Genomic DNA, 15121 nt, shown 5'->3' on the forward strand with positions numbered 1-15121 from the left:
TGATTAGTATGAATCATAAGGGTTACCTTTTTACGATTTAGATTTCAGTGATTTCACCCTCTATCTAAATCGGTAACCCTTCCCTTTTTTGAAGAGGGAATTGTCAGATCAGATCTGAACTAATGCACATTAATCAAAGGCAGTAAAATCGCAATTACCGCCTTTTCTTCCGGCGTCCCTGAACCGCTTCACCAACGACTGAACCGTGTCATTCAGTCTTTAAAAGATTCCGGCTTTGAGGTCATTGAAGGAAGCTGCCTGCGCGACAATAGCAAGCATGTCAGTGCCTCACCAGAGCAACGTGCACAGGAACTGATGACCTTCCTGTGCGATGACTCCATTGCCGCCGTTTTTCCTCCATGGGGTGGTGAGTTTGCAATGGATATTCTGCCCCTGCTGGATTATGAACGCTTAAAAACGGCAAAACCAAAATGGATCATCGGGTATTCCGATATCAGTACAGTGTCCACAGCACTGACCATGAAACTTGGCTGGTGTACGGTGCACTCGTCCAATCTGATGGAGCTTCACCCGGAAGAAACCGATCAACTGACGTCCAGCACCCTTCAGTGGCTGACACTGAGAGAAGGAGAACAGTTTACCCAGCACTCATCCAGCCACCACCAGTTGCAGGGACACTCCTATACAGAAAAACCCGATGCAACCCTGAACTGCACTGAGCCAACCCTCTGGAAGGTGGCAGGAGAAAGCCAGAAGATCTGTTTCAGTGGCCGACTGATCGGCGGCTGTTTTGATACCATCACCCACCTGATCAACACGCCCTATTTTGACCTGAACACCTTCTGCCAGCGTTTCCAGACCGATGGCGTTATCCTCTATCTTGAAAACGCTGAAATGTCACCGACTGTTCTGAAACGGGCCCTGCAGAGCCTTAAATATCAGGGTGTCTTTTATAAGATCAACGGATTACTGTTTGGCAGAAATGCCGTGACCGGTAACGGCGGCAAAGACATCAGCTCCCGGGAAGCGTTTATTGCGGTGACCCGGGATCTGGAAATACCCGTGATTTATGATGTGGATATTGGTCATCTGACCCCGAACATGGCCCTTATGAATGGTTCCCATGCTGAAGTCTGCGTTAACAAGGGTGCAGGGACCCTGCTGCAGATTTTGAGTTAAAACAACAGAGACTGGGCTTTCCAGCCTCTGATAATGGAAAGCCTGATCTACTTACCCCCCCCTGCTCTGGCGCACATCTTCTGCAAGCCAGGCTTTAATCAGTGATTGATAGGGGATATCCCGTTTATTAGCTTCCACTTTTATACTCTCTAAAAGTGCTTCAGGAAGTCTCAACGATATCGTTTTGGTAGACGGCTTCAAATTACTGAGGGTAACCTTCTCTGCCTTACTCCAGTCAACGAACTCCGTAGAATCATGCTTCTCCCAGAATTCTCTTTCCTCAGCTTCATTTTTAAATCTTTCAGGCTTGCTCATAAACAGACCTCTCTTTTTTATGCATATCACGGGCCGAAATGACTCGGATCAATGAGTTTTCCGCCCTGAGAGTAAAGGTGATGTGCAGTAATCTGCCTACATCTGTTTTTCCAAGCGCATGAAAACGCAGCTCAGACTGGCTGTGCCTGGAGTCCTCAAGTATCAGAAGCGGTTCATTGAAAAACACCTGCTCAGCCTCAAAAGCGCTAACTTTATGTTTTTCATCGTTTTTTCTTATATTACCCGCATCCCAGTCAAAACCGGTGACTAACTTCCAATCAATCATCCCTGTATATTACCATAATATACAAACACCACAATTTCCTTTCGCTTTCAACTAAAGGCAAATACAGTAGCTGGCTTTCCCTCTCAGCCAGCCCCGTATGGCAAGCATCTCCTAAACCGTCTCAAACCCGCCCGTACCCTGCCAGTCAGGCAGCGCCTTATAGAGCTCCCCAACCGCAGAAGTCATCATCTCCGTCATGGGGAATGAAAAAGCGACAATGGCTGGCTGAATCCCCACAAATTGAACCTCCGGCACAAAGGTCTTCAGTTCGTCGATCACAAAGTTCAACGGCAGCGTATGGGTGGACATGATAAACATGTCCGCAATGGAGTCCGGATCAATGATTCGGATGGAGCCCGCCTCAAGGCCGATCTCCGCCGCATCCACCACCAGCACACGCTCCGGGTTAAGCTCCCGCACCTGATGCACACAGTTTTCCGGGGCTGTTCCAGCATCAATGACCGTCCAGCCGTCCACCGGCTGTTTCATCATCATTTCCGCCAGCAGCGGGCCCGCACCGTCATCACCCATCATGCTGTTGCCCACGGCCAGCACGACATTTCCCGATGCCAGGGCGCTTTTCTGACATTCATCCGAAGGCATACTGTTCAACTCGCTCAATGATCTCTCACTCTTAATGACTTCTTATCATTAAATACATGGTCGGTTCCCGATGGATGGCCGCCAGAATCCGGATGAATTCGGCGGTCAGCCCCTGCTCCCGTAAAGACAGGTGCGATGCGGGGATGGCGTCAAATGCGGCAGCCAGCATCTGAGTGTGTTCCGGAAACACCGTAATCTCACCAAAAGTGAAAAAACCGGCCATTTTTCGTCGGGCCTCACTGCCCTCAGGCAGCTGCCCGATCCATTGCCGGTACTCTTCCCGGCTGCACTGCAGCGACACTTTCAGACAATCGACAATGCCCAGGTGGTGACCAATGGCCAGACTGTAATAGAGCACCTCCCGGGCCTCTTCCGGAACATCGTAATTTTCATCCACGAATTTCCGGTGCAGGGTATAAAACTTGACGTCGTTGGTCAGCGATTCTGTTCTGTCCACGGGTTTGGCTTCAGGGGCCATCACTGATCCCCTCCGGCTGCCAGATCATCAGGCACTGAACGGCCACCCAGTTCCGCCAGGGAGACCCGATATAAATTCTCCACAATCTCACGAAGTCTGGGGTCAGCCCGGTTATCCAGCCAGGCCCTGATTTTCTGATCCACGTCGTCCGGCGTACATTCAACCAGCAGGTTCATAAATTCATCGGCAATGGTCTGCCCCTGACGATAACCGGCCAGACGACGGGCTTCCCGTTCAATGATGACCTTCATCTCCAGAGGGATACCAGTATGCTGAAGGGTGGCCCGCTCCCCTGGCTGCTGATCGTGACTCTTTGCTTTCAGTTTCTGGTCCAGCAGCCCCAGCGCCACCGCCAGGCCATAAATGGTGGCGGCGGGGGTCGGTGGGCAGCCCGGGATATAGACATCCACGGGCACAATTTTATCGGTGCCGCCCCAGACACAGTAGAGGTCGTGAAAAATACCGCCATCACAACCACAGGCCCCGTAAGACACCACAATTTTCGGGTCGGGAGCCGCTTCATAGGCACGCAGTGCCGGCATTCTCATGGCCCGGGTTACCGCCCCCGTAAACAGAAGAATATCCGCATGCCGTGGTGAGGCCACCACCTTGATGCCAAACCGCTCCGCATCAAAGACCGGTGTTGTCGCTGCAAAAATCTCAATTTCGCAGGCGTTGCAGCCCCCACAGTCCACCCGATAGACATAGGCAGAGCGCCTGATGTCCTCAACCAGAATGGACTTCATTTTGATCAGGTGCTCATCCTGCTCCACCGGAACCGCTGCCGTGTGATCTTTACCTGACAGTTCCCGGATACCTTTCATTTCACAATTCTCTTCCATCATGGCATCCCCCGTCATTTGCCCTGCTCCCGGTGCCCGTCCGGCGCCTCAGTCGCCTTCAGGTGCCTGCCGCGGAATGTCATTCCATGAAAAGCCTGATCATTGTCCAGCATGGTCTGCTTTCTCCGGCATTCCGGGCAGCTTTCAAGCTGTTGCCGACTGGCTTCCACCTGAGACTCCGACATTCCGGACTGAACCAGCAGATCCTGGGCATATTGAACCGCCTTGAGCGGCGCAAAAGGTGTTTGACACACACGACAGTTCGCCAAAGAAAAGTGCGCTTCTTCGTACAGGTCTTTTTTATTGGTAACGGCCAGTTCAAACTCTTTTGATAGCTTGATGGCACCGGTGGGGCAGACTTCTTCACAGCGGCCACAGAAGATACACCGGGCCATGGACAGCTCCCAGCGGCGGGCGCCCGCTTCTGTATCCGTTTCCATGATCAGGGCATTGGCCGGACAGGCCCGGGTACAGGCGGCACAGGCAATACACTGGGCGGAGGAATACTCCGGTTTGCCACGAAAATCGTCACACACCTCCAGGGGGGAAAAGGGGTATTTAACCGTGCTTTCACCCGCTCTGGCGATGGTTTTCAGTAACTTGAACATAGTGATCTCTTACTTGCTGGCCTCACTCTTCCCTCATTTAAGAGGCGAGTCCTTCCGTTCGATGCCATAGCGCTCAAACTCTTTGTAAGCAACGGTTTTGCTCTTGCCCCTGCGGGTGTCAACCAGGGTGACCCGGTCGGTACAGGAGTAACAAGGGTCCAGGCTGCCAATAATCAACGGCGCGTCGGAAACCGTATTGCCACGCAGCATATACCGCAGAGGCGGCCAGTTTGCATAAGTGGCCGCCCGGCATCGCCAGCGGAACAATTTCTGGTTATCACCGGTCATGCTCCAGTGCACATTTTCCCCTCGGGGCGCTTCGGTGAAGCCCAGGGCAAACTTATGAGGCTGATAGGTGAAACCTTCCACCAGCAGATCACCGCCGGGCAGGTGATCCAGACCAAATTCCACCATGTTCAGGGAATCCAGCACTTCCTTAACGCGCACCAGTACCCGGGACTGAACATCCCCTCCGTCCAGGGAGTGCAGCTCCATGGGAACACTGCCGTAAGCTTCCAGGGATTCCCCATGAATAACCCGGGCATCACGTTGATGGCCACTGGCACGGATCAGCGGTCCCACCGGACTGAAATCCCTGGCCACTTTATGATCAAGAATCCCCACCCCGGAGATGCGCTGATCCAGATTAGGCGTCGCCATCAGCATATCCACCAGTTCGGTAAACTCCTTGCGCACCTCTTGAACCAGCTTGATGCCCTTGACCCGCTGCTCCTTGAGAATATCCCGACGAACCCCGCCGATGAGGTTGAGGCCATAGGTTTTACGGGCTCCGGTCAGCAGCTCAGCCAGCACCATGGTCTTTTCCCTGAGCCGGAAGAACTGCATAAAGCCGGTATCAAAGCCGACAAAATGGCTGGAGAGACCGATATTCAGTAAATGGCTGTGCAGCCGCTCCACCTCCAGCAGCACGGTCCGGATCATTTTTGCCCTGGGCGGCACGGGAATTCCCAGGGCATTTTCGATGGTGTTGCTATAAGCGACACTGTGCGTAAACCCACAGATACCGCAGACCCGGTCCGCAAGGAAGGCGATCTCGTGGTAACCCATGCGGGTTTCCGCCAGCTTCTCCATGCCCCGGTGCACATAGAACATCCGGTAATCCGCATCCACGATGGTTTCACCATCCACAAACAGACGGAAGTGCCCCGGCTCATCCGAGGTAATGTGCAAAGGCCCTACTGGTACAATGTTATTGCTCTCATCCCCCAACTGGTTATCAAACTGGTAGGTTTCGGTGTCCGTGGTGGGAGCAGGCCGCTGGCGGTAATCCATAGCGTCTTTCTGCAGCGGGTGCAGGTTTTCCGGCCAGTCATCGGGCAGCACCAGACGCCGTTTGTCAGGCAGCCCTTCCGGCCTCAGACCAAACATATCCCGCGCTTCCCGCTCTCCCCAGACCGCTGCCGGAATGGTAGGGGTGATGGAGGGAAATTCCATGGTATTGGGATCGATCAGAATCTTCACAGTCAGCCAGCTTTTGACAATCCCTTCCATGGACAGGGAGTGATAGAGGGCAAAATGGCCATTCAGGCTGCGCTCATCGTTGCCAAAAGAGACCGCCAGCCAGCCTCCCTGGTCGTAATACAGCCACTGCATCACCTCGATCAGCGATGTTTTCTTAACCGTAATGGTTACCTGGTTATCGGTCTGCCACTGCTCATCAATCACCGCGCCGGGAAAACGTTCCCGGACTCCGTTGACGTAACCCTGCCCCAGTTTTCCGCCACTCAGGCCGGAGGTTTCGGTCTTAAATTCACTCATCTTACAAATTCTCTTCTTCGGGCACCGGGTGGTTTACACTGACCAGGGCCGGTTCAGCGTCGCCAGCCTCTGTTGCCGTTTTGGCGGCGGTACTTTCAGTCGGACTGGTAGCCAGGCTATTAAAAGGCAGTGGAAGTTCATTCATGACGGTTGTTTCATTACTGTCGAGCACCACCAGAGCGGCCTGATCGATGCTCCGTGTCACAACATCCGGAACCCGAACCCCCATCACCAGAGCCAGAACCAGGGCAATGGCCACCGGAGCCAGGGTCAGGACCCCCAACCCGCCAGGCTTGATATTTTCCGGGGCTTCCCCGAACACACAGTGGGAAATGACTTTGACAAACCCCGCCAGAACCACGGTCAACAGCAGCATCAGTACCACAAACAACGCAGCATGCCCGGAACCGATGCCTGCGGTGACAATCATGAATTCACTCAAAAAGATGCTGAACGGAGGCACGCCGCTCAGGGCCAGCAGCCCTCCCGCCAGAATCAGGCCCGTCTTGGGCGCCACTTTGATCAGCCCTTTCACCACGCCCATATCCCGGGAACCGTACTTCAGCAATACGTTGCCGGAAGCGCAGAACAGCAGTGCCTTGACCAGACTGTGGTTGATCATATGAAAGAGTCCGGCTACCGCCCCCACGGGCCCAAGTCCTATGGCTAACGTCACCAGCCCCATATTCTCAACACTGCTGTAGGCCAGTTTCCGCTTGATGTCTTTCTGGGTGAGAATGAAAAAGGCAGCAACGGCTACAGACAGAAAACCAAAAGCCAGCATCAGGAACTGGGGAAAGCCGGTGCCCAGCACTTTCACCGTAATGATGTAGTAACGCAGAATCACCAGCAGGGCACAGTTCAGCAGTCCCGCAGACAACAGCGCAGACACCGGGCTGGGTGCTTCAGAGTGAGCATCCGGCAACCAGGCATGCATGGGGAACAGACCGGTCTTGGTTCCAAACCCCACCAGGGCAAAGATAAAGGCCAGCCGCACCAGAGTCGGGTCCAGCAACTGGGCCTGGTCACGGATCACTGTCCATAGAATGGCGTGGGCAGGATCACTGATCACCGCTGCAGCACTGGAATAGGTCAGGATCGAACCGAACAGGCCAAAGGCCACCCCCACCGAACAGATCATGATGTACTTCCAGGCCGCTTCCAGGGAGGAGCGCTTGCCGTAGAACCCCACCAGGAATACCGAGCTGATGGTAGTGGCTTCAATGCCCACCCACATCATAATCACGTTATTAGACGTCACTGACAGAATCATGGTGGCCAGGAAGAGATTAAACAGTCCGTAGTAGGTGGCGACCTTACGGGCGGTCAGCTCCCCTTCCCGGTATTCGTGGCCAATGTAGCCAATGGAGTACAACCCGGTGATCAGCCCCACCAGCCCCAGTATGCCCAGCACCAGGGCAGACAAACCATCCAGATACAGCCAGTGGTCAGCGGCAGTCACCGGCCCCTGCAGTGATACCCGAATTGCCAGCATCAGGGTTAGGGCAAACACCAGCACCGTTCCCAGGGCATGGGCAGTGGTAGAAAACCGATAGGCCGTACTTTCCGAGCGTGCAGAAACAAACGACAGTAGCGCCACAATCAGGGGTAGCGCGATGGCGCCTTCTAGTAAAAAAGGCAGCAAAGCAGATATAGACATGATTGTGTTACCCCTTCAGCTGCATCAGCTGTCTGGCGTCCAGCGTGTGCAGTTTTTTGTAGATATGGCGGGCCAGAACCACCATAAAACCGACAGCGAACACTGCATCGGTGGTTACCCCGATTTCCACCAGGCCTGGCGCTTTGTTGGCCAGCAGCGCCAGGGTCAGGGAGGCACCGTTTTCCATCAGGCAATAACCAAACAGCTGCTTGAGAATATTGCGCTGGGAAATGATGCACAGTACCCCCAACAGGAAGTGCCCCACGGAAACGGCCAGGGCCGGTTTCAGGTGCGCCAGCAGGGGCAGTTCAACGCCTTCCACCGCTTTGAAGCTCACCAGTACCGTGGCAATCCCGGCCAGCAACAGCCAGCCAGCATGTATGCCCGGACCGACATCATCGGCTTCCTGCATTTTGCCAAAAGCCCGGTAAAGCAGCAGTGGCAGAACAATCACTTTGGTCACCAGGGCGGTCATGGCCCATTCATAGAGGGGCTCTGCCTGAACACTGGCGGCAATGGCAATAAACGTCAGTACCAGCACCAGCGACTGCAGTGAATACAGGCAGGCAGCCACTTTCGGCCTGCGGGCGGCAATGATCATCAGCGAGGTGATGATCAACAGCCCGGCCAGATTATTGATAAGAAGTTCTCCAGACATTTTGATTCCTTCAATGTGCTTCTTAAGAGAGCCAGGCTGCCGCCATGGCACTGGAGAACAGCGACATAACGATCAGCACCAACAGCACCGATTTCATGGAACCTGGCAACGGCTGGGCCGACGCACAGGCCTCGGAAGGCTCACCCACCACCGCCTTGCCAAACCAGTAAAGAATCCAGCCAAAACTCAACACCGACTCCACCAGGGCAATCACCAATACCGGCATCAACCAGCTGTGCTCAGTGGTCAGGGCAAACCCGGAGGCAAACAGGGGAAACTTGCTGAAGAAACCGTTAAAAGGAGGAACACCGGTAATAGCCAGCGCCGCCACACAGAAACCAACCCCCAGCAAAGGCTGCGCTTTAATGATGCCCTTCAGCCTGGGCAACATGCGGGTGCCACAGGTGTAACTGAGGGAACCGGCCACCAGGAAAAACAGACTCTTGGCAAACGCGTGGTTAAAGATGTAGGTAATGCCGCTTTCAAACGCCAGGCGTGAGCCCAGGGCCGCCAGAGACAATGCCAGAAAGATATACGACAACTGAGTTATGGTGGAATAGGCCAGCAGCCGTTTCATATCCTTCTGGGGCAGGTACATGACAAAGCCAAAGACCATGGTGATGATGGCGCTGATCACCCCGACAATACCCACAATCTCCGGAATCTGACCTCCGGCCCAGACCGCCCGGGCAAAGATATACACCCCCACTTTCACCATGGAAGCCGCGTGGAGATAAGCACTGACAGGGGTTGGCGCATTCATGGCATCGGGCAGCCAGACATGCAGGGGCCACTGGGCGGATTTACCCCAGGCGGCCAGCAGAATGCCCAGCATGACAATGGTCTTGGTGCTGTCATCCAGCTGAGCCAGAGCACTGACCGCAAAGGAGCCGGTTTCATGGAACAGGAATCCAGCCGCCACAAACAGCCCCAGGGATGCCAGGTGAGTCACCACCAGGGCTTTCAGGGCAGCACGGAAGGATTCCGGCTTCTGGTAGTAGCCGATCAACGACCAGGAGCAGCCACCGGTAATTTCAAAAAACAACAGCTGTCCCAGCACAGTAGACGACAGAACAAGTCCAGCCATGGCACCAATAAACACCAGCAGGAACGCATAGTAACGAGGTGCGCCATCCTGGGGATGTTCACGGTTGCCGGCAGTCATGTAACCCAATGAGTACTGGCAGACGAGAAAACCAAGGGAGACCACCGCCACGGCAATCAGCGTGCTGACTTTATCAATGGTGAAACCAAACAGTTCCACCGGGCCTGCGGACAGCAGCGTGAAATGTACCGGCTCCCCACCATTGCCAAAAAAAGCATAGGCCAGCGCCAGTGTGCCCAGGGTCGCCATCAGCGAACAGAGCTGACTGATCCGCCGGGCCTCCCGGGGCATAAAAATAATCGCTATTGCCCCCACAAACGGGAACAACAGGGTAAACAGGGCAATTAATTCCATAAGGTTGCTTTCCACTCCTTCACAGCCCGGTCAGATAGAAAACAAAACCCAGCACCGCCACACCAAAGCCGGACCAGGTCAGGTGGTGGGTTTTCAGGAACCGTGTTCTGGCCACGCTGTTTTCAATCAGCCCGGCGATCAGAAACACCACAAACAGCTTGAGCAGCATGCTGGCAGTCCCCCCCAGCACCGGCACCAGACTGAAACCGGCCGCCTTCCCGAAAGGCACAAAAATCGACAGGAACAGCATTGCCACCACGATCTGTTTCAGCCCCAGGGCCAGTTTCATCAACGCCAGCCCGGAACCGGCGTATTCCGTCACCGGCCCTTCCTGCAGCTCCTGCTCCGCTTCCGCGCAGTCAAAGGGCAGCTTGCCCATTTCGATGAACACCGCAAAAGCGCAGGCGGCACCGGCCATCAGGGTCGCCATGGGCGCTTCCCAGGACTGGGTGGCCATGGTGGTACTGATCAACCCCAGGTCCGTGGTTCCGGCAATGATGGCCATGACGATAATGGCCAGCATCAGGATGGGTTCCACCAGCACGCCCAGGGTCAGTTCACGACTGGAGCCGATACCCGCAAATATGCTGCCGGAGTCCAGCCCGGACAGGGAGAAAAAGAAACGGAAGATGGCGAACAGGTAAATATCGGTAATGATGTCCCCGGCCACCGGGAAAGGAGAGTGATTGGTCACTGCCGGTAACGCCATTGCCACCAGCAGCATGGAGGCAATCAGCACATAGGGGGTAATCACAAAAATCACCCCGGCATTGGCCGGTGCCACTTCCTGGCGCCGGAGCAGTTTGAAAATATCCCGGTAATCCTGCAGCACCCCCGGCCCTTTACGGGAGTGCATCCTGGCTCGAATCTGTCGGGAAAACCCGGTGGCCAGAGGGGCAAGAGCGAGCATCAGTAACGCCTGGACAACGGCAAGGGCCATCATCCCGGCAGTGGGCATTTCAAGTCCTTGCATCATTTCACTCCCAGGTCATAAGGAACCATCAGCAACACCACCAGTACAATCACCATGTACAGGCAATACACCCGGAAATCACCGTGCTGCAGCCATCGAATGGCTTCACCGGCCCGCTGTATCATTCGTGCTACCGGCAGCAGGACCCGGTTATCCAGAAACGGTTCCGACTGTTCTGCAGCCCGGGTTGTGGTTGCCAGCAGTCGGGACAGGACCGGAGAAGGGTCAAGAAGGCGACGCAGGGTGTACAACGGTTGAAACATACTTCTCAGTGCCTGGGTAAAGCTGCCCGCGGAAATCGCCATCCGCTCTTCATAGGCATACCCACAGGCCCAGGGATCACCCTTATGACGGCGCTGGAGTTTTGGCCCCCGGAACCTGGCAAGCAATGCCACCGGTACCAGCAGCAGAGCCAGCAGGGCAATGGCGATCACCGGAGCCGAAAGGATGGCCTGAGTGGCATCCGCTGGCACCAGAGCCAGTCCCTGGTGGACAGTAACCGGACCGGTCTGGACCAGGCTGGCAGCAATCCCGGAAATAACCGGAGCAATCCAGGGAGAGCCCAGACCCAGCACCACACAGAGAATGGCCAGTACCATGACGCCATAGACCATGGGCTTGGGCACCTCCCGGGCATTGGCGGCCTGATCCGAACGGGGGGCACCACAGAAACAGACACCGTAGACTTTGACAAAACACATGCAGGCCAGGGCACCGGTAATCGCCAGCATGATAATGGCGGCAGGGCCGGCAATGGCCTGGGTCATTGCCGCCCCTTTACTCATCCCCAGCAGGGACTGATAGATAAACCATTCACTGACAAAACCGTTTAAAGGCGGCAGGGCCGAAATGGCCATGGTCCCCACAAGAAAGGCACCTGCCGTATAAGGCATGACTTTGGCCAGCCCACCCATTTTCTCCATGTCCTTGGTATGGAGCCGGTAGATCACTGAGCCCGCCCCCAGGAACAGAAGCCCCTTGAAGACCGCATGGTTGATCAGGTGGTAGAGTCCCCCCAGCAGTCCCAGCACCGCCATCACGGTGTTTCCGGTAGCCATGCCAATCATGCCAACGCCCACCCCCATCAGAATGATGCCGATGTTTTCCACGGTGTGGTAAGCGAGCAGACGTTTGATGTCGTGTTCTGCCAGGGCATACAGCACCCCGAGAACGGAAGAGATCGCCCCTGTGGCCAGCACCAGATACCCCCACCAGAGGACTTTGGCCTGCAGAAACACAATTCCCACCTTGATGATTCCGAACACGCCGATCTTGACCATAACGCCGGACATCAAAGCGGAACCATGGGAAGGAGCCGCAGGGTGAGCCCTGGGCAACCAGCCATGCAGCGCGATGATCCCCGCTTTGGCTCCAAACCCGAGAAAGGCCAGAATAAAGATGACAGAAGCTTCCCAGGCGGGCAGATTCAGGTGGCTGAATTCAGCAAAATTCAAACTGCCAGAGGCCCGGTACAGGAGGTAAAACGCCACCATAATCAGCACTGAACCGGCATGGGCAAACATGAAATACTGCAACCCTGCGGATACGGACTGATCACTCTGCTCAGCCAGCACCAGAAAGTAGGAGGCCAGGGACATCATTTCGAAAAAGACAATGAAATAAAACGCATTGTCCGATACCACCAGGGCCACCATTGAGGCGATAAACAGGTTCATGAAGAACCCCAGAGCCCAGCCCCCCTTGCCTTCATATTCCTTCATATAAGCAAAGGAATAGATAGAAGCGGCAATCACCACAATGGAGATCACCAGCACCATAAACGCCGACAGGGAATCCAGCCGAAGGATAAAATCCGCAAAATAGAAGGGGCTGTACACTGCAGTGGCAAGCGCCTGGGACCCCAGCAATACAGGCACCGACGCAAGCACTCCGAACAGGCCTCCGAGCACCCCAAACGCACCGGAGCAGCGGGAAGCCAGTGAGTCCGAACGATGACACAGAAGTGACGCAGTGGCACCAGCCAGATAGAGCAGAACAGAAACCAGTAAGAAATTGAAAGCCATCATTGTTCTCCCTTTGCCTCCAATCTTTCCTTCACTCGTTCCTCTCCCTGCGAAGAGAGCAGCACCGAAGATACGTCCGTTGCTGTATCCTCAGCACGGCACCGGGCCGCTTCTTTCAGACTCCCCTCTTCCACCAGGACAATGGCTTTAGTCGGACAGACTTCCACACAGGCGGGCCCCTCTTCACGGGTCTGGCAAAGGTCACATTTGACGGCAATGCTTTTCACCCCGGGCTCCCAGGCAAGAATGTCTTTGCCAAACACCACCGGAGATGAGGTAGACGGATTACTTGAGCGAACCGTGGAAGGAATAAAAGTGTCGTAGGAATTGGCATAATCCAGTGGGCGACTGCCATCAAAGGCAATCGCTCCAAACGGGCAGGCAATCGCACACAATGTACAGCCGACACAGACCGTCTCATTCAACTGAACCCGATCGTCTTCCCGGGTGATGGCGTTCACGGGACAGACCCGGGCGCAGGGCGCATCTTCACAGTGGCGGCAGGCTACCGGGGCGGTGGCATTTTCAGACCGCATAACCTTCAGCCTGGGCTGGCTCTGCAACCCGGCCGCCTTATGGGCGGTTGAACAGGCCGACATGCAGGTTCCACACCCAATGCATAACTGTGAATCTGCAATAATAAAGCGGTTCATAGTGCTCCTATTACAGCATTGCAGTTCAAATCGTTCTCTGACGGGAACAGCGCAAAGCAAAAACCAGGCCAAAAAAATAACGCCACTTTATGCGACAGGTATCTTATTGTTTTGAAAGGCTTTTTCGGTAAGAGCCAAAGATTTTAATCAGCACAGAGGGGAGCCACAGAGCCTTATGTCACAAGCGTCGTCACAAAATAGTCACATGTGACGAAGGCCATGACGACAGCAGCGACGTAACTGACGACAGATGTCAATGGAAAAGGGTTGCCTGTCAGAGCGACAGGGTTTCAGAACAGAGCTGCCCGAGAAGGCTGTGGTTATGACTGATGACCAGCACCCCCATTCCCTTCCGGCTCGCAACCGCCTTCAATCCCTGCCAGAGCGCGGCCTGGTTGATGGCATCCAGGCTGGCAGTGATTTCATCGGCAATGAGATAGTCGGGCTCAACCGCCAGGGCCCTGACCAGGGCCAGCCTGGCCAGCTGACCACCGGACAGCTGATGGGGATAGCGGGATAGCCAGTCCGGCTGGATATCAAACAGAGACAGCAGCTCCCCGGAAACCGCAGCGCCTTCATTGATCACCCGGCCTGCCCGCCATAGGGGATTCATGGCCATTTCCGGGTGCTGAAACAACCGCTGTACGGGCGCGGCCTGCCCCGTGGTTATTGATGCTGCCGGTTGACCATGAAGAGTCACAGCCCCCTCTACCGGGCTGGCATAACCGCTCAATAGACTTCCAAGGGTGGTTTTCCCTGAACCGCTGCGCCCCTGAATACCCAGCCACTGCCCTTTTTCCAGGGAGAAACTTAATCCGCGGAACAGCCATTGGCCGGATTGATAAAAATGCCCGATAGAATCCGCGATTAACATAGAGCCTCTGTTTTCAGCCCGTTTTCCGGCAGAGCCTGCCATAAGGCGGAAGTATAAGGGTGTCGTTTACTGTCCAACAGGCCCATTGGCCCGGCATCAAACCGGTCAATGCACTGACCGTGGCGTAACACCGATACCCGGTCGGCCACCTTCAGGGTGGCCGGTAAATCATGACTGATCAGCAACACCCCACAGCCTTCGTCGGCCAGTTGCCGCAACAGGGTCAGGGAGTGCGTGACCGAATCAGGATCCAGTCCGTTAGTGGGTTCATCTGCAATCAGGAAGCGCGGGGAGGCGACAGTGGCCGCAGCCAGTAATACTCTGCGAATCATCCCTCCGGACAGTTGATGGGGGTATTGTCTCCAGGCAGACTCCGGCAGCTGAAACCGTTGCAACGCGGAATGGGCTGCCAGACGGGCTTTACGGCGATGAATTCCTGCCCGCCTGGCCGATCGCTCCACCTGGCTGATAATGGTTCTCAGAGGGTCAAGCCACTCCACTGACTGGGGCACCAGGGACAATTCCCGCCCTGACACCTCAGCAAAGTCGCTCCCCACCAACCCTCGACCGTTCAGTTCAACCCGACCGCTGACCCTGGCCGTTTCAGGAAGGAGCCCCATCACCCCAAGGGCAATCAGACTTTTTCCCCCACCGGACTCACCAATCAACCCGTGGATTTCTCCCGCCTGTACCTGCAGGTTGAGATTATCCAGCACCGTCTGGCCGGTCTCCGGGAAAAAGAGAGAGTACTGCCTTAAGTGGAGCATGG

Annotated in this window: 16 protein-coding genes; 1 reads left to right on the forward strand and 15 read right to left on the reverse strand. The window is 55.3% G+C overall.

Annotated elements, in window-relative coordinates; translation table 11 throughout:
• Window positions 1–153: 153 nt before the first annotated feature.
• Window positions 154–1140: a S66 family peptidase gene (locus tag ACNRUY_RS07680; RefSeq protein WP_488111124.1), complete on the forward strand. Its 987-nt coding sequence runs from the start codon at window positions 154–156 to the stop codon at window positions 1138–1140.
• 51 nt (window positions 1141–1191) lie between these two features.
• On the opposite strand, the gene ACNRUY_RS07685 is transcribed toward ACNRUY_RS07680, so the two are convergent.
• From ACNRUY_RS07685 to ACNRUY_RS07755, 15 genes are all read right to left on the reverse strand, one after another.
• Window positions 1192–1455, reverse strand: coding sequence for a BrnA antitoxin family protein (locus tag ACNRUY_RS07685; RefSeq protein ID WP_488111065.1), 264 nt, complete (start codon window positions 1453–1455; stop codon window positions 1192–1194).
• On the reverse strand, window positions 1442–1741 hold the full coding sequence (locus tag ACNRUY_RS07690) for a BrnT family toxin (protein ID WP_488111066.1): 300 nt from the start codon (window positions 1739–1741) through the stop codon (window positions 1442–1444). The genes ACNRUY_RS07685 and ACNRUY_RS07690 overlap by 14 nt, the downstream gene beginning before the upstream one ends.
• Before the next feature lie 111 nt (window positions 1742–1852).
• Window positions 1853–2344: a hydrogenase maturation peptidase HycI gene (gene hycI, locus ACNRUY_RS07695; RefSeq protein ID WP_488111067.1), complete on the reverse strand. Its 492-nt coding sequence runs from the start codon at window positions 2342–2344 to the stop codon at window positions 1853–1855.
• Between the two features lie 31 nt (window positions 2345–2375).
• Complete coding sequence (locus ACNRUY_RS07700; RefSeq protein WP_488111068.1) at window positions 2376–2822, reverse strand: formate hydrogenlyase maturation HycH family protein; 447 nt, start codon at window positions 2820–2822, stop codon at window positions 2376–2378.
• The gene (locus ACNRUY_RS07705) at window positions 2822–3682 is read right to left on the reverse strand and encodes an NADH-quinone oxidoreductase subunit B family protein (RefSeq protein WP_488111069.1); all 861 of its coding nucleotides are present in this window, start codon (window positions 3680–3682) and stop codon (window positions 2822–2824) included. Before ACNRUY_RS07705 ends, ACNRUY_RS07700 begins: the two co-directional genes overlap by 1 nt.
• Window positions 3679–4272, reverse strand: coding sequence for a hydrogenase 4 subunit H (hyfH, locus tag ACNRUY_RS07710; RefSeq protein ID WP_488111070.1), 594 nt, complete (start codon window positions 4270–4272; stop codon window positions 3679–3681). Before hyfH ends, ACNRUY_RS07705 begins: the two co-directional genes overlap by 4 nt.
• 33 nt (window positions 4273–4305) lie before the next feature.
• Window positions 4306–6051, reverse strand: a complete 1746-nt coding sequence (locus ACNRUY_RS07715; RefSeq protein WP_488111071.1) for a hydrogenase large subunit — start codon at window positions 6049–6051, stop codon at window positions 4306–4308.
• Between the two features lies 1 nt (window position 6052).
• Window positions 6053–7711, reverse strand: coding sequence for a hydrogenase 4 subunit F (locus ACNRUY_RS07720; protein WP_488111072.1), 1659 nt, complete (start codon window positions 7709–7711; stop codon window positions 6053–6055).
• Between the two features lie 7 nt (window positions 7712–7718).
• Complete coding sequence (gene hyfE, locus ACNRUY_RS07725) at window positions 7719–8369, reverse strand: hydrogenase 4 membrane subunit (protein ID WP_488111073.1); 651 nt, start codon at window positions 8367–8369, stop codon at window positions 7719–7721.
• Between the two features lie 22 nt (window positions 8370–8391).
• Window positions 8392–9828, reverse strand: coding sequence for a hydrogenase 4 subunit D (locus ACNRUY_RS07730; RefSeq protein ID WP_488111074.1), 1437 nt, complete (start codon window positions 9826–9828; stop codon window positions 8392–8394).
• Window positions 9829–9847: 19 nt separating this feature from the next.
• A complete protein-coding gene (locus tag ACNRUY_RS07735) occupies window positions 9848–10804 on the reverse strand; it encodes a respiratory chain complex I subunit 1 family protein (RefSeq protein ID WP_488111075.1) in 957 nt (318 codons plus the stop codon).
• The gene (gene hyfB, locus ACNRUY_RS07740; protein WP_488111076.1) at window positions 10801–12828 is read right to left on the reverse strand and encodes a hydrogenase 4 subunit B; all 2028 of its coding nucleotides are present in this window, start codon (window positions 12826–12828) and stop codon (window positions 10801–10803) included. Before hyfB ends, ACNRUY_RS07735 begins: the two co-directional genes overlap by 4 nt.
• On the reverse strand, window positions 12825–13424 hold the full coding sequence (locus ACNRUY_RS07745; protein WP_488111077.1) for a 4Fe-4S dicluster domain-containing protein: 600 nt from the start codon (window positions 13422–13424) through the stop codon (window positions 12825–12827). The genes hyfB and ACNRUY_RS07745 overlap by 4 nt, the downstream gene beginning before the upstream one ends.
• 328 nt (window positions 13425–13752) lie before the next feature.
• Window positions 13753–14352, reverse strand: coding sequence for an ABC transporter ATP-binding protein (locus ACNRUY_RS07750; protein ID WP_488111078.1), 600 nt, complete (start codon window positions 14350–14352; stop codon window positions 13753–13755).
• Window positions 14346–15119 carry an ATP-binding cassette domain-containing protein gene (locus ACNRUY_RS07755; RefSeq protein ID WP_488111079.1) on the reverse strand — a complete coding sequence of 258 codons (774 nt, stop codon included), beginning with the start codon at window positions 15117–15119 and terminating at the stop codon, window positions 14346–14348. The genes ACNRUY_RS07750 and ACNRUY_RS07755 overlap by 7 nt, the downstream gene beginning before the upstream one ends.
• Window positions 15120–15121 lie beyond the last annotated feature (2 nt).

The organism is Endozoicomonas sp. Z74, assembly GCF_057680865.1.